Here is a 14,480-nt window from a genome sequence, read left to right on the forward strand (position 1 = left end):
TCCTCCTATCAATATGAAAAATCTGGGATGAACATTTGCAATTGTATAAGACGACGTAACGTCACTATCAATGTACAAATTGTGAACAAAGGGACGGAGCGAACGGGTCAGATGAGAAGCTTTCTGAGGGTGCCTGATGGTAGAGAGGGGAAGATCTGCGGCCAAAATACAAAAGCGTGCAGACCCGATATCGGCTGCACGCTTTGTTCATTTATATTTCTTCCAGTCCATTTTACTGTTGTTCAGCAAGTATTCGAAATTGCTATCAAGCCGTTTCTGTTCGGCATGGCGGACTTCCTCCGCCTGCTTCCGCTCGTCTTCCTTGCGCTTTGCTTCTTCCGCCTTCAGCTCAGTCGCCTGTGCCTTCAGCTTGTCCAGGATGTCGGAGCTGAGCAAATCCTTCAACGTGGCTGGTTTGTCTGTTGAAGCCGGTGCAGGTGCAGCGGCTTGTCTCTTTTTTTTCGCCATTGAACTCACCTCGATTTCCCCTCATTATAGCATATTTTGAGCTATGCAGTTCATTTCGGTTTGTTTTTCATACGGCTATAAATGGTGGCGACAATCGGCCCCGATATGTTATGCCATACACTAAAAATAGCGCTCGGAACGGCAGATAGCGGCGAAAAATGAGCGCTGGCAATAGCTGCGCCCAAACCGGAATTCTGCATGCCTACTTCAATGGAGACCGCTTTGCGGCTCGCCATATCGAGTCCAAGCATCTTTCCGAATAAATATCCGAGCAATAGGCCTAGTCCGTTGTGCAGAATAACGACGGCAAAGATGATTAATCCCGTCTCTGCGATCTTTTGCTGGCTGCCCGCTACAACCGCTGCTACAATCGCGACAATGGCAATGGTGGATATCAATGGGAGCGCTTTGACCCCCATTTCAGCCGGCTTGCGCAGAAATGTTTTGAATATGAAGCCCAAAATAATCGGAATAATGACGATTTGCAAAATGGACCATAGCAATGACGTCGCATTAATCGGCACCCATTGACTGGCAAACAAAAGAATGAGACCAGGGGTAACAATGGGAGCTAATAATGTCGTAATGGAAGTGACCGTTACAGAGAGCGGCACGTCACCCTTCGCAAGATATGTCATGACATTGGACGAGGTCCCCCCCGGGCAGCAGCCAACCAAGATAACCCCTACTGCGATCTCAGGCGGCAGCTGCAGGCCTTTCGCCAGAGCAAATGCGAGCAGCGGCATAATGATGAACTGTCCGATGACGCCGATGGCAACATCCTTTGGTCTGCGAAATACCTCTTTGAAATCGGCAGGAGAGACGGTTAAGCCCATACCGAACATAATAATGCCCAGTAACGGGGTTATGTACGTACCCAACCATTTGAATGAATCCGGAAAATAGAAAGCAAGACATGCAAATAATATAACCCAAATCGCAAACGTTTTCCCCACAAACTGACTGACTTTCTCCAATCGTTCCATCTCCTGAATTTTAGTTTTAAACTTTATTATAAGAGATGAAAAAAATAATTTCCAGAAAGAATTGACGTCCTTCCCGATAATAGATAGGCTCTGCTCCTCAACCACTCAACAACTGTCCACTAGATTCCATATAAATGATCGATAGATTCATAACCCAATCATGAACATAGTGGGTCGTTACCCTGTTCCCTTCCCAAACATATACATACATTGATGATAGGAAAAATATACCCAGGCCGACCTAATGACGGCCATTACAACATAAGTTTGGTTCGACCTATTCAGGAAAAGGAGTGTATTTATGACCTTCGACAAATTCAAACCTCTAAATGCACTTCCTGCTTCCATCTTTCCTCCGCAAAGCTGTCCAAACATATTTCCGCCTCCACCTGTTCCACCAAATAATGGGCCGACGGGACCTACTGGGGCGACGGGGGTTACGGGCTCTACCGGCGCGACGGGGGCCACTGGAGATTCAGGGGCTTCGGGCGCGACTGGAGCCACGGGTGCTACTGGAGCCACGGGCGATACGGGTACCACAGGTGCTACTGGCGCTGCAGGAGCGACGGGCGTTACGGGCGTTACGGGCACCACGGGAGATACTGGCGATACGGGTGCCACGGGAGATACTGGGGCTACTGGAGCCACTGGTGCTACTGGCGCTACTGGAGCCACTGGCGATACGGGTGCCACGGGGACCACAGGTGCTACCGGAGCCACGGGGGCCACAGGTGCTACCGGAGCCACGGGGGCCACGGGCGCTACTGGTGCGACGGGCGATACCGGGGCCACTGGTGCTACAGGAGCCACAGGCGATACGGGAGCCACGGGTGCTACCGGAACCACGGGAGCTACGGGTGCCACTGGTGCCACTGGTGCTACAGGCATCACGGGAGCCACTGGCGTTACGGGCGATACGGGCGATACGGGCGATACGGGTGCCACTGGTGCCACTGGTGCTACTGGCTCTACCGGAGCCACTGGTGTTACGGGCACCACTGGCGGTACTGGAGCCACGGGAGCTACGGGCACCACGGGAGATACTGGGGCTACTGGAGCCACGGGCGCTACTGGTGCTACGGGCACCACAGGTGCCACGGGGGCTACAGGAGCCACGGGGGCTACGGGCACCACGGGGGCTACGGGCACTACGGGAGCCACTGGCGATACGGGTGCCACGGGCGTTACGGGCACCACGGGGGCTACGGGCACTACTGGAGCCACGGGCGCTACTGGCGCTACTGGAGTCACGGGCGCAACAGGAGCCACTGGTGCTACGGGTACCACGGGAGCCACTGGCGATACGGGTGCTACCGGAGCCACGGGAGATACTGGCGCTACTTGAGCCATGGGCGCCACTGGTTCTACCGGAACCACGGGAGCCACTGGTTCTACGGGCACCACGGGAGATACTGGGGCTACTGGAGTCACGGGCGCAACAGGAGCCACTGGTGCTACGGGTACCACGGGAGCCACGGGCGCGACTGGAGCTACGGGAGCCACGGGCGATACGGGTGCCACGGGCGTTACGGGCACCACGGGAGACACGGGCGTTACGGGCACCACGGGGGCTACCGGAGCCACTGGCGTTACGGGCACCACGGGTGCCACTGGTGCTACTGGCTCTACCGGAGCCACAGGTGTTACGGGCACCACGGGTGCTACTGGCTCTACCGGAGCCACGGGTGCTACAGGAGCCACTGGCGATACCGGAGCCACGGGCGTTACGGGTGCCACAGGTGCTACCGGAGCCACCGGTACCGGCACCACGGCCACCTCCTCTTTTGCAGCGAACACATCGGGCAGCATCATCGCTGTCCTTCTAGGCGGCACCAACATCCCGCTCCCGAACGCTCAAAATATCGGAGCCGGCATTACCGTCAATGCCGCAAACGACACGTTTACGGTATCTACAGCAGGAAGGTACTATATTACCTATCAAATCAATCTGACCGCTGCATTACTGGTCAGTTCGCGACTGCTTATCAATGGAGCCGCCAATGTAGCTTCAACCATCGTGCCTATATTATCGTTGTCCAGCTTCAACAACGACATCATCGTCACATTAACGGCGGGATCTACTATTACTCTTCAGCTGTTTGGATTGCTGGGAGCTGCTACGCTGATAAACAACAGCGCTGGAGCCGCCTTGACCATTATTCGTTTGAGTTAGTCATGCCTAGCCGTGCAGTTCCTTGTCTGCACGGCTTTTTGTTTTACATACATATCCATTATTGAGGTACATAGTCGAACGAATAGAATATGTATATTTAAGACGTGATGAAGATACGAGACGGAGTGATTGAATGGCAACCATAAGCTTATGCATGATAGTCCGAAATGAAGAGGACACGCTTGAGCGCTGCCTCTCCTCACTTGCCAATTTGGCAGATGAAATCATCATTGTTGACACCGGTTCGACGGATGAGACGAAATCGGTCGCGCAACGATTTACAGATCGAATTTACGATTTTGCATGGATCGAAGATTTTGCGGCGGCCCGCAATTACGCCTTCAGCCTAGCGAGGATGGATTACATTTTATGGCTGGATGCAGATGATATTTTCAGGGAACGGGACCGTCGGAAGCTGTCTGCGTTCAAATGCACGCTTGATCCAACAATTGATTCCGTCACGATGGAATATCATTTGGCTTTTGACGAATTCGGAAATGTGACTGCACGCAACCGGCGCAATCGGCTCGTCAAGAGAGCTAACGAGTTCCGATGGATAGGCAAAGTGCACGAATACCTTGAAGTCTGGGGCAACATCGTAAACAGCGATATCGCCGTTACCCATGCCAGCGTCCAACACGATAGTGATCGGAACATACGAATTTATGAAGCAGCGTTGGCCCGCGGGGAATCGCTGTCACCGCGGGACTTGTACTATTTCGCCAATGAGTTGAAGGATCATGGGAGATACCTAAAGGCCATCGATTATTATGAAAAGTTTCTGGCAACGGGTCAGGGCTGGATCGAGGATGTTCTGTCCTCCTGCGGCAAGATGGCGGACTGCTACCATGCGCTGGACGACACCGAGCGGGAATTGGAATGCACGCTGTGTTCCTTTCGATACGCTGCACCGCGCGCAGAATTTTGCTGTCGACTCGGATATTACTTTTTACAGCGAAATGAGGTAGACTCATCGATTTTTTGGTACAATGTCGCCGCCAATCTGGATCAACCAAAGGAAAATTTGGGCTTTACGAATGTTGCCTGCTCGACATGGCTCCCCCATTTGCAGCTGTGCGTCTGCTATGACCGTAAAGGACAGCACGAGTTGGCCTATGCCCATAACGAAATGGCGCTTCGATATCGACCTCACGATGAGAGAATGCTTCATAACCAACAGTACTTGCAGAACGTTCTCGCGGAAGCAAAGCCCGTATCAATGGAGAGCGTTGCATCTGTAGAGACAAAGTAACTAATAGGCAAGGGCCCGCCCTGTGGTTCCAAAAGGTCAGGTCGCAGCAGCTCCACTGGAAAATATACAGCAACATATGCGGTTTGGCGGCTGAACGACATCTAGACTGTAGTTTGTCCAGTGGATTTGGCTGTTTCTAAGCGATTGCTTCGGAATATGTGGTAACCCCCACCGGCCAAAACAAAAATCCTGATGCCAAGGAGATAGGCTAACTGCCCATTTCCTTAACAACAGGAGTAATGCGGGAGGAACCTTTTCAATCGAATATGTCTCCAAGGCGATCCAGGACGCTTTTCTTTCTTTTCTCCTTATAGTGCGGCGGGTATCCGGCATTCGGGTTATGATGAGGATAATCTGACTTGTGCGGACGTCGGTCACGGTCATCATACCACTCATTGAACACTTTACGTTCTTCCCTTACGTCAGACATAAGCTTCTCCAGCTCGCCTCTATCCAGCCATACTCCCTTGCAATCTGGACATACATCAATCACTACGCCCTCTTTTTCAACTTCACGCATGCGGACATCGTTGCAAATTGGACAATTCATCGAATATCCCTCCATTTATCGTTAAGACTGAAAAAGACCTCTGCCAAGCAATTGGCAAAGGTCTTTTATAATTCACATAAAATCCTTCACCTATTGCTGGCAAAGGTCTTGCTTACAACGAAATACGTTGCCAATAAAGCCGGGGCATGCACCCGAATTGACGACTTTACTGTAGTAGCTACTCCCCTTCTACACAGAAGCGCTATTCAATTATCCACATTATAGAATTGCTTAATCTGAATGTCAATCACAGATATGTAAACTACTTCCGTATTCTCTTAAAATAGGTGATGAGCCATACGATCGAACCGACAACATAGAAAGGGCCTATTACAGTTAATAGCGTTGCAGCGTCAGCCAAGTCATCCCAACCGCCATGGTTCTGCAACATTTGAGCCAAAAAAATAGCGCATGCCACAGCATAAATGACAAATGCGGGCCAATACCGCTTTATGGCCGCTGCTAACGGAAAGAACAACAATACAGTCCAGATGATGATATATGCAACATTCGACATCTTTGCGCCGCCTCTCCTGCATCCCGCCGTAAGCAGATTTTTTACCAGAGTATCAATACGTTACCCCTATGGCACACAGCTTAATCGCAACGAGTGTTGGACGTCACTTCATCGGCGGTAGATCCATGGTACATTGGGTCATATAGAACGCAAAAGGCGGTGAGAATTATGGCTATCATCCGATTGGACATGTTGGGAGAGATGTGTCCTATTCCTGTAGCTAAAAGCCAAATCGCTTTAAAAAACATGACTCCAGCGGACACCCTCATCCTCATTACCGATCATAGCTGTGTGGAAAGCAATATCCGCTCCTCTTTTTCCAAGAAAACGCATACGATTCAATCCGCGGAAGTGATGATCGGCATATGGGAGGTGACCATTAGAAAAAAGGAATGATTCCGTGTCTCTAACAAAATCCTCTTTCCTTAGAAGTAAGAAACCGGATGAATTCTTTCTCTGTCTGATGCAGCTGCTTTTTGGCCAAGTGAATGAGGGAACAGCGCCACTTCAAATCCATTCCTTCGATGCGAATGACTTTGAGCATGTCTGTATACAGTTCTTTTTTAATCGCCATGTAAGGTAAAAAGGCCATGCCCTTCCCTGAGACGACTAATGATTTGATGGATTCCAAGTAATCAAATTCTAATTTGGTCTGCAGTTGGTTCACATCAATCCCGAATGGATGCAGCTCTTGTTGCAATAGCGAACGCGTACGACTGCTCTTCGTCGGCAACACAAAAGGCAGCCTATATAGCTCTTCCGGTTGGATCCATTCCTTATCGACAAAGCTTCGCTTGGCGGACATCACCAGATGAATGTCACTCGTAAATAGCTCGTGGCATACGATCTCTGGATTTTTACTAGTGCCGTTGATGAGTCCAATTTGGATCGTATGATTTTTCAAGCTTTCAATAACTTCACGGGAAGCAACCGTTTTCTGATCGATGCACGTATGCGGGTACTTTTCTTTGAAGCTGTACAAGCTGCACGGTATTAAATATTCTGCCAATGTGGGGCATGTCCCCAGCAAAATCTGGCTATACTTCAACTCGGCATGCTTCTTTAGCTTATTATCCATATCATCGAGCAGTTCCAACACGTTTTTGGCATATTCAAACACGATCTGCCCCTCTTCCGTTGCCGTTACGCCTCGATTCGTTCGATGGAGCAGCGTATACCCTAATTCTCGCTCCAGCGTCTGCAGCTGCATGCTGAGGGCCGGTTGGGACATATGCAATTTTTGCGCAGCTTTGGAAATGCTCTTCATTTGAAGTGTCTCATAATATGCGTACAAGGCTTCCGTATTCATCTGATCACCACCTGCAAATGATGAATGCTCTGAATCATGATGTGCTCCTTAATGGATGAATGCATCCTGCCACGAGCGCTTGCTATAAAGACTTCTTATAGCTAATAAGCGTTTGTTATGACCGCTTACCGAAGTTCTCGCTTATACTCTAATTATAAAACAAACCGGTTTGTTTAGATATGTGAAAACAATCACATCAGAGAAGGAGAGAATCTTGTGGCAAAGATCGCTGCTTCCACAGCAACAGATGCAACGCCATCCGCTAGAACAGGTGCAAGACCGCAAAAGAAACGCAAAAAATCACAAATTCCGTACGCTGCTATCGCGCTTGTCATGATTGTGATCGCTGGCATCCTCTTCGCCAGAAAAAGTGACAACCTGTCGATCTCCTGGATATTTGGCATTGCGTTTGGCTTCGTGTTGCAAAAGACTCGATTCTGCTTTACTGCATCGCTGCGTGATCCAGTCTTGACCGGAAGCACCTCGATTTCAAAAGCGGTCATTATCGCGTTTGCCATCGCTACGGCTGGTTTTGCAGCTATTCAATATAGCGCATCTCTCGCTGACCCAGCCAACATTCCCGGAAATATTCACCCTGCCGGTATTCATATTATGATTGGCGCAACGCTATTCGGCATTGGGATGGTTATCGCTGGCGGATGTGCTTCGGGGACGTTGATGCGTATGGGCGAAGGTTTTACGATGCAATGGATTACCATTATTGGCTTTGTAGCCGGATCTGTATGGGGCATTAAAGACTATACGTTCTGGGACAGCAACTTTTTTCAAAAATCACCAACGATCTGGTTGCCCGATTATTTAGGCTGGGGAGGCGCCGTATTTTTACAGCTTCTGGTGCTTGGTCTGTTATATTGGGTGGCTGACTCGTTCAGCAAGCGCAAGTTAGATTCGTAAAGGTGTTTCCGCGGTTAACATCATTATTTCATTATATAACTACACAAACGGAGGTCATTTATCATGGCAGAAGTAAGATTGGATTGTATGGGAGAAGCTTGTCCGGTTCCTTTGTTAAAAACACAAAAGAAATTGAAAGAATTAAACAAAGGCGATGTCCTTATCGTAGAGATTGATCACAGCTGTGCGATGAAGAACGTTCCCGAATGGGCACGTAAAGAAGGCTACCCTGTTGAGTTGGAAGAAGTAGATGAAGGCGAATGGGAAGTTATCATTGAACTGAACAAGTAAGAGGAGGGCTCTCCCTTGGATAAAATTCAAAACCACCCGGTATATAAAGTCATTTTTAAAAATGCTTGGCCGTATTGGGTTGGCGGTATTTTGCTCGGATTGCTCAATGTTTGCTTGTTTATTGTACAAGGCAAGCCTTGGGGTGTCACAACTACGTTTGTCTATTGGGGGACCTGGATTATGGATGCGGTCGGAATCGACCCGTCCGGCTGGGACTACTTTCAGATTCCAAACAATGCGGCGAATCAGGCCAAAAACTTCCTGACTCACAGCGGGTCTGTCATGAATATCGGCATCATTGTCGGAGCGCTGTTTGCGGCATTGGCGGCTTCCCAATTTAAAATTAAAAAAATCAAGTCTTGGAAACAGGTCGCCTCTGCTCTTGGGGGCGGATTGATTATGGGCTATGGCGCCCGCATCGCATTCGGCTGCAACATTGGCGCTTTTTTCAGCGGGATTGCTTCCCTTTCGCTGCATGGCTGGTTATATGCCGTGTTCATTTTCATCGGCGCCTGGATCGGCAGCAAAATTCTCGTGAAGTTTTTGATGTGATCATATAATGCGGATAAAAGCAGGGATTCCTGCTTTTTATCCATGTAAAGGCGGGCTACACATGGAAAAACGGACAGAAGAGTATGATATCGTCATTATTGGCGGCGGTGCGGGCGGCATGACTGCTGCCATCTACTGCGGCCGCGCACGACTTAAAACATTGCTCATCGAAAAGACGTTGATGGGCGGGCTTGCTACCTATACGAATGAAATTGAGAACTATCCCGGCTTCCCAGACGGCAGCACCGGCATCGATCTCATGAAGCAATTCGAAAAACAAGCGAAAAGATTCGGCGTCAAAATCAAGCTGACCGATGTCAAAGGCATCGTAGATGAAGGAACTGTGAAAATCGTTCAAACCTATCGGACCGACTACAAGGCAAAAGCCGTCATTATTGCTACAGGCGGCAAGCCTCGCCTGACCGGTGCGACAGGAGAGCAGGATTTTCTGTACGATAAAGGCATTTCGTTCTGCGCCACATGCGACGCTGCGCGGTACACCGACCAGCATGTGCTCATTGTCGGCAGTGGCGATGCTGCGATTGAGGAAGGTCTGTTCCTGACAAAGTTCGCTCGCACAGTAACGGTGTCCGTCATCCACGATGAAGGCGTCATGGATGCCAACAAGATTGCCCAGGAGAAAGCGCTGCAAAATCCTAAAATGAATTTTATTTGGAATACGGTAGTGGATCAGTTCGCGGGAAATGATTCACTTGAAAAGGTCATTCTGCGAAATGTCAAAACGAATGAATCCATTCCGGTTGACGTCGATGGCTGCTTCTTGTTCATCGGCTATGTTCCTAATACGGAGCTATTCAAAGAGTTGATCGATTTGACTCCGCAAGGTTACATCCACACCAATGAACAGATGGAAACGAACGTTTCCGGTATTTTTGCCGTAGGCGACGTGCGGAATAAATGGTTAAGACAAGTCGCAACCGCTGTTGGTGACGGAGCTATCGCAGGGGTGGCTGCCGAGCGGTACATTGAAGAGAACGATTATTTTGAAACCGAGATCCTGCAGAAAGAGCTGCCCGCGCTCGTATTTTGCTGGGACCCGCGGGATGCGGCATGCCGCGATTTGTTGCCCGAGCTGGATAAAGTCAAAGCGCAATGGAACAATCAGCTCAAGGTCATCGCCATCGATATTTATAAAGGAGCCACTCTCGCGGAAAGGCTCGGACATAGGGGATCTCCTGCCATTCTGGCTATGCGGGACGGCAAAGTAATTCAGATCTATCAACTTGAAGGCGGAAACGCCGACTTTGAAGCAATCGCCAAGGATTTAGTGAAGTCATAAGGATGTCATGTCAATTGGCACAATCGATCGACCGCTCTCTCTGCAAAGAGGGCGGTTTTCTTGTCCATTAAATTAAAGGTTGAGGACACAAATAAATTAATTTTATTTTGTAATAATTTGGATGGACATCATTTACATTAAGAAATAATATTTAACAATTATTTCATACATATTGGAGTTGGGATTAGTGGTTATTTGGAAAGGGTTTGGCATCCTCAATGTCATTATTGTAGCTGTATGTTTCATGGTGATTAGCTGGATATTGTCCTTATATGGCATGGAATCCATCGATTCGCGCGGGCCGCTGGCTGTAACTTTCATCCTGTCTGGCGTCATCATCTGGTACGCCGGCAAAGCACTCAACACTAGTTCCGGTAAAGTATTAATCGATCCGGAGACGGGCCAGCAATATCAAATGGGGACACAACACAGCTTATTTTTCGTTCCAATGCAATTTTGGGGACCTATCGGCATTGTTATCGGCATCATCTTGCTGATCGCATCACTTGTCATAAGGTAAACCCTTATTACTTTTCATGTTCGTAGCGGGAGAAGGAATATAGTTATCCTTCTCCGCCTCGTTTTAACGCCACATTCAAACATGGCCTTCAAAAAAAAATGTTATCCGTTACCGCACACGAGCCGCCGAATAAACTGTCAACAGGCCCCATTACTGAAATGAAACGGAGGATCACGGTGTGGCAAACCGATTCCATAAAGCGCGGTTCAAAACTATCGTCAGGAACTACGGGCTCCAACTGCACAATGTTAAATCTTACGCTTCCCTGTACAAACCAAACGCGGCTTTCCGGGTGTCTACGGATGAGGGCGATTTTTTAATCAAACCCTTTTACCGAAGAAAGATCGGAAACAAACTAACTACCAAGCAGCAAATCGTCCGGCTCTCTTCGTACATCCAAAAATTAAAGGAACACGGATATCCCCATTTGCCTAATTGGCTGGTCACAAAGTCCGGCGGGTACTGGGTTACCCAGAGCGGAAGACCCTACTATATGATGGAATGGGTTGAGGGCGGCCAGCTGCAAAGCGAGCAAGACTACGAAAACTTGGGAAGCGCCCTGGCAACTCTTCATAACATTTGCAAGGGCTCTCTTCCTCCTATGTCTCGATGTACCCGTAACCAAACCAAGCTATTCAAAATGCAGGATATACTCTTTCGCCGCCGCTTGCCAACCATTCGTAAGAGAAAAGGCGCAGGGAAATGGTTTAATGAACATGGCGGCCATTGCATCAAGCTCGCGAACGAAGCATGGGGTGCCATCGACGCGCCAGAACCGAAACATATTATGGAAGAGGAAATTAACCATCCCGCATTGATTCACGGGGATGTCACGTCCCCTAATGTCATTATTCATTCGAACGGACTATTTCTGATTGACTGGGATCAGTTACGAATCGATTCGACCTACTACGAAATCGTGAAAACCTTGTTGAACACTACTAATTATAATCAGGTACAGATCGATGCTCTACTGCGGGGGTACGAACAATTAAAACCATTGATACCTGCGGAACGTGTGTTAGTCAGCTCTTTGTTCCGTTTGCCGGTCGAAGCATGGATTGCAGCCCGGGGAATTGCATCCGGCAGAGGTTCGCGCGTTTTTCGTCTGTTGGAGCGAACATGGGATGCACGTCTCAGCGCCATCCAGTGGATGGACGAATGGGCCCGGCGTCAGCCAAGTGACATCGCTTTCGTTCCGCACTGACCGCTTGAGGCGGCTTGGGAGTTAGTTGAGGTCTGCTGTGCCGAGTTCGTCTGAAAATTTTATTTTGGGCAGAGCAACGCCCCTGACGGAACCTTCCGTTCAGGGGCTGTATAACGCTCTGTTGGGCAAGAGTATTTTGTGTGACAGAACCGAGCACGTGCAGATATGGTAACAGGCTCTACCAACTATCGGCGCATGTTCGCTCGGCTAGCGTGCGTTCCGTACTGTTCGACGGGCGTCCCTGCGTGTTAATGGTTCGCCCGCGTCAAATGACGCGGAACGTCGCTGTCGCAAGCGATCCGAGCTGTCCATCCGCGCCTATCACCTGTCCAGTGCAGGTGATCGTTCGGCGCGTCTCGTGCGCAATGTCCGCTGTGACGCGAAGATCGCCTGCATGCAACGGTGCGACAAAATGAACGTTCAAGTTCGATGTCACCGTATTCTCGCCGGGACGAGCCAGCATCGTGACGAGTCCCATCGCGTTGTCCAAGAGAGATGACTGCACGCCGCCGTGCACGATGCCGATCGCGTTCAAATGGTGAAGCCCGGCGTCAAGCTTCAGGACAACCCTACCGGGCGCAGCCGACACCACCTCGCAGCCGAGATATTCCCAGAAGGTGCCCCGCGCCTGTTCGAACAGCTTTTTAAACTGTGAGCTCTCTAACGCTAAAGGTGCCGCCGTTTGATTCTTCATACAGGTCTCACCTCCGCTCCATTCCTTCGTTCGTATTCGTTGCATGTGACCCGTAACTCTTATCGCTTCAGCAGCATTTCTTCCTCTTCGAGAAGCTTTCTGCGCAGCACCTTGCCTGCAATCGTCTTCGGCAGTTCGTCGCGGAATTCGTATTGGCGCGGCACTTTAAAGGAAGCGAGACGTTCCCGGCACCAGAGATTGAGCTCTTCCGCAGTCGGCGCGCTTCCCGCACGCGATATGATATATGCCTTCACTGTCTCACCCCGGTACGGATCCGGTACGCCTACGACAACGACCTCCTGCACCTGCGGATGCTCGAACAGCACTTCCTCCACTTCGCGCGGATAAATGTTGAAGCCTCCTGCGATAATCAAATCTTTTTTCCGGTCCATGATGGTGAAAAATCCATCCTCGTCCACCCGCGCCATGTCGCCAGTATAGAGCCATCCGTCTTTAAGCGCCTTCATCGTTTCCTGCGGCCTATTCCAATATCCCTTCATCACTTGGGGACCGCGGACGACAAGCTCGCCGACTTCACCCGGCGGCAGATCCTCTCCGGAGTATGCATCGACCACCTTCGCATCCGTATTCGGGAAAGGAATTCCGATCGAGCCGTTCTTACGCGTGCCCCATAACAGGTTCGCATGCGTAATAGGCGAAGCCTCCGTCAATCCATATCCTTCGATAAGCACGCAGCCCGTCAACGATTCAAACCTTTCCTGCACCTCAAGCGGCAACGAAGCCGCGCCGCTGAGGCACATGCGGATCGAGGACAGATCATATTCATGAATGTCAGGATGGTTGATGAGAGCAATGTACATGGTCGGCGCTCCGGGGAACACGGTCGGACGCTGCTTGTGAATCAGACGCAGCACCTCGCCCGGTTCGAACTTCGGCACCAGCACGTTCATTCCCCTGCAAAGCATGCATAGGTTCATCAGTATCGTCATGCCGAACACATGGAAGAAAGGAAGCGCTCCCAAAAATATTTCTTCACCCCGCTTCACCTTATAGAACCATGTGCCGGCTTGCATCGTATTGGCGACAAGATTGCCATGGGTCAGCATAACCCCTTTCGAGGTACTCGTCGTGCCGCCAGTATACTGCAGCAGAGCCAGGTCGTTCTCCGCGTCGACATCGACGCAGGAGAAGCGAGGCGGAACGCTCTTCAGCAACGCGGTGAAAGCATGGACATCCTGGCCGTAACTCACCTCAGCTGTTTTTCCGCTCCGCTTGGCCTTGATCGGATAGAGCACATTTTTAGGAAACGGCAGGTAGTCCTTGATGGAAGTCACGATGGTGTGGCGCAGCTTCGTGCGAGCCTGAACGGCACGCACGCGCGGAAATAAAGCATCAAGCGTCACGATGGCCACTGCGCCGGAATCGGCCAGCTGCAGCTCGAGTTCACGCTCCTTATACAGCGGATTCGTGAGCACGGCGACACAGCCGGCCATCAGCGTGCCGTAATAGGCAATGACCGTCTGAGGACAGTTGGGCAGCATAATCGCCACCCGTTCCTTCCTCGCGATCCCAAGGCGCGTAAGCGCATTGGCGAAACGGCAGCTCTCCTCGTGCAGCCGCTTGTACCGCAACTGCTTCCCCATGAATTCGAGCGCGGGACGCTGCGGACAATCCCGCGCCGCGTCGATAAGAAATTGGGCGACATTATGCCGCGGGTAGTCATACGTCGGGTAGATTTCCTGCGGGTAATGACGGAGCCATGGTTTCTCCAATGGCATACCAACT

At 50.3% G+C, this 14,480-nt stretch carries 17 protein-coding genes; 10 read left to right on the top strand and 7 right to left on the bottom strand.

Features of this window, described 5'->3' with window-relative positions:
* Positions 1-207: 207 nt before the first annotated feature.
* Positions 208-468, bottom strand: a complete 261-nt coding sequence (locus A372_RS0114175) for a YqkE family protein (RefSeq protein ID WP_019421523.1) — start codon at positions 466-468, stop codon at positions 208-210.
* Between the two features lie 50 nt (positions 469-518).
* Entirely contained in the window at positions 519-1,454 is a 936-nt protein-coding gene (locus A372_RS0114180) for a bile acid:sodium symporter family protein (RefSeq protein ID WP_036704258.1), read from the bottom strand.
* 373 nt (positions 1,455-1,827) lie between these two features.
* Here A372_RS0114180 and A372_RS39290 point away from each other — a divergent pair, with 373 nt between their 5' ends.
* From A372_RS39290 to A372_RS0114195, 3 genes are all read left to right on the top strand, one after another.
* Positions 1,828-2,799, top strand: coding sequence for a hypothetical protein (locus tag A372_RS39290; protein WP_443146839.1), 972 nt, complete (start codon positions 1,828-1,830; stop codon positions 2,797-2,799).
* A 3-nt stretch (positions 2,800-2,802) separates the two neighbouring features.
* The gene (locus A372_RS38130; RefSeq protein WP_019421526.1) at positions 2,803-3,627 is read left to right on the top strand and encodes a BclA C-terminal domain-containing protein; all 825 of its coding nucleotides are present in this window, start codon (positions 2,803-2,805) and stop codon (positions 3,625-3,627) included.
* A 133-nt stretch (positions 3,628-3,760) separates the two neighbouring features.
* On the top strand, positions 3,761-4,879 hold the full coding sequence (locus A372_RS0114195) for a tetratricopeptide repeat-containing glycosyltransferase family 2 protein (RefSeq protein WP_019421527.1): 1,119 nt from the start codon (positions 3,761-3,763) through the stop codon (positions 4,877-4,879).
* Positions 4,880-5,135: 256 nt separating this feature from the next.
* Here A372_RS0114195 and A372_RS0114200 read toward each other — a convergent pair whose 3' ends face one another.
* Together A372_RS0114200 and A372_RS0114205 are read right to left on the bottom strand one after the other, a co-directional pair.
* A complete protein-coding gene (locus A372_RS0114200) occupies positions 5,136-5,429 on the bottom strand; it encodes a TFIIB-type zinc ribbon-containing protein (protein ID WP_019421528.1) in 294 nt (97 codons plus the stop codon).
* 262 nt (positions 5,430-5,691) lie between these two features.
* A complete protein-coding gene (locus A372_RS0114205) occupies positions 5,692-5,946 on the bottom strand; it encodes a hypothetical protein (RefSeq protein ID WP_019421529.1) in 255 nt (84 codons plus the stop codon).
* Between the two features lie 168 nt (positions 5,947-6,114).
* Here A372_RS0114205 and A372_RS0114210 point away from each other — a divergent pair, with 168 nt between their 5' ends.
* Positions 6,115-6,342, top strand: a complete 228-nt coding sequence (locus A372_RS0114210; protein ID WP_019421530.1) for a sulfurtransferase TusA family protein — start codon at positions 6,115-6,117, stop codon at positions 6,340-6,342.
* A 10-nt stretch (positions 6,343-6,352) separates the two neighbouring features.
* Here the strand turns inward: A372_RS0114210 and A372_RS0114215 are convergent, their stop codons facing one another.
* Positions 6,353-7,255, bottom strand: coding sequence for a LysR family transcriptional regulator (locus A372_RS0114215; RefSeq protein WP_019421531.1), 903 nt, complete (start codon positions 7,253-7,255; stop codon positions 6,353-6,355).
* A gap of 216 nt (positions 7,256-7,471) precedes the next feature.
* Here A372_RS0114215 and A372_RS0114220 point away from each other — a divergent pair, with 216 nt between their 5' ends.
* The 6 genes from A372_RS0114220 to A372_RS0114245 all read left to right on the top strand — a co-directional run bounded on the left by A372_RS0114220 (position 7,472) and on the right by A372_RS0114245 (position 12,040).
* Entirely contained in the window at positions 7,472-8,170 is a 699-nt protein-coding gene (locus A372_RS0114220; protein WP_019421532.1) for a YeeE/YedE thiosulfate transporter family protein, read from the top strand.
* 63 nt (positions 8,171-8,233) lie between these two features.
* Positions 8,234-8,461 (top strand): sulfurtransferase TusA family protein, encoded by a 228-nt coding sequence (locus A372_RS0114225; RefSeq protein WP_019421533.1) that lies wholly within the window; start codon positions 8,234-8,236, stop codon positions 8,459-8,461.
* Positions 8,462-8,476: 15 nt separating this feature from the next.
* Positions 8,477-9,013, top strand: coding sequence for a YeeE/YedE thiosulfate transporter family protein (locus A372_RS0114230; RefSeq protein WP_019421534.1), 537 nt, complete (start codon positions 8,477-8,479; stop codon positions 9,011-9,013).
* A gap of 61 nt (positions 9,014-9,074) precedes the next feature.
* Complete coding sequence (locus tag A372_RS0114235) at positions 9,075-10,313, top strand: FAD-dependent oxidoreductase (protein ID WP_019421535.1); 1,239 nt, start codon at positions 9,075-9,077, stop codon at positions 10,311-10,313.
* A gap of 187 nt (positions 10,314-10,500) precedes the next feature.
* Entirely contained in the window at positions 10,501-10,833 is a 333-nt protein-coding gene (locus tag A372_RS0114240; protein ID WP_019421536.1) for a hypothetical protein, read from the top strand.
* Positions 10,834-11,011: 178 nt separating this feature from the next.
* Positions 11,012-12,040: a phosphotransferase gene (locus A372_RS0114245; protein ID WP_019421537.1), complete on the top strand. Its 1,029-nt coding sequence runs from the start codon at positions 11,012-11,014 to the stop codon at positions 12,038-12,040.
* A 265-nt stretch (positions 12,041-12,305) separates the two neighbouring features.
* Here A372_RS0114245 and A372_RS0114250 read toward each other — a convergent pair whose 3' ends face one another.
* Together A372_RS0114250 and A372_RS0114255 are read right to left on the bottom strand one after the other, a co-directional pair.
* Positions 12,306-12,734, bottom strand: coding sequence for a PaaI family thioesterase (locus A372_RS0114250; RefSeq protein ID WP_019421538.1), 429 nt, complete (start codon positions 12,732-12,734; stop codon positions 12,306-12,308).
* Between the two features lie 59 nt (positions 12,735-12,793).
* Positions 12,794-14,473 carry an AMP-binding protein gene (locus A372_RS0114255; protein ID WP_019421539.1) on the bottom strand — a complete coding sequence of 560 codons (1,680 nt, stop codon included), beginning with the start codon at positions 14,471-14,473 and terminating at the stop codon, positions 12,794-12,796.
* Positions 14,474-14,480 lie beyond the last annotated feature (7 nt).

Source organism: Paenibacillus sp. OSY-SE (assembly GCF_000283315.1).
GTDB lineage: Bacteria > Bacillota > Bacilli > Paenibacillales > Paenibacillaceae > Paenibacillus_B > Paenibacillus_B profundus.

Coding starts and splice junctions, on each gene's coding strand:
- A372_RS0114195 (WP_019421527.1), top strand. CDS start 3,761: ATGGCAACCATAAGCTTATGCATGATAGTCCGAAATGAAGAGGACACG.
- A372_RS0114255 (WP_019421539.1), bottom strand. CDS start 14,473: ATGCCATTGGAGAAACCATGGCTCCGTCATTACCCGCAGGAAATCTAC.
- A372_RS0114235 (WP_019421535.1), top strand. CDS start 9,075: ATGGAAAAACGGACAGAAGAGTATGATATCGTCATTATTGGCGGCGGT.
- A372_RS0114215 (WP_019421531.1), bottom strand. CDS start 7,255: ATGAATACGGAAGCCTTGTACGCATATTATGAGACACTTCAAATGAAG.
- A372_RS0114250 (WP_019421538.1), bottom strand. CDS start 12,734: ATGAAGAATCAAACGGCGGCACCTTTAGCGTTAGAGAGCTCACAGTTT.
- A372_RS0114180 (WP_036704258.1), bottom strand. CDS start 1,454: ATGGAACGATTGGAGAAAGTCAGTCAGTTTGTGGGGAAAACGTTTGCG.
- A372_RS0114200 (WP_019421528.1), bottom strand. CDS start 5,429: ATGAATTGTCCAATTTGCAACGATGTCCGCATGCGTGAAGTTGAAAAA.
- A372_RS0114175 (WP_019421523.1), bottom strand. CDS start 468: ATGGCGAAAAAAAAGAGACAAGCCGCTGCACCTGCACCGGCTTCAACA.
- A372_RS0114205 (WP_019421529.1), bottom strand. CDS start 5,946: ATGTCGAATGTTGCATATATCATCATCTGGACTGTATTGTTGTTCTTT.
- A372_RS0114225 (WP_019421533.1), top strand. CDS start 8,234: ATGGCAGAAGTAAGATTGGATTGTATGGGAGAAGCTTGTCCGGTTCCT.
- A372_RS0114210 (WP_019421530.1), top strand. CDS start 6,115: ATGGCTATCATCCGATTGGACATGTTGGGAGAGATGTGTCCTATTCCT.
- A372_RS38130 (WP_019421526.1), top strand. CDS start 2,803: ATGGGCGCCACTGGTTCTACCGGAACCACGGGAGCCACTGGTTCTACG.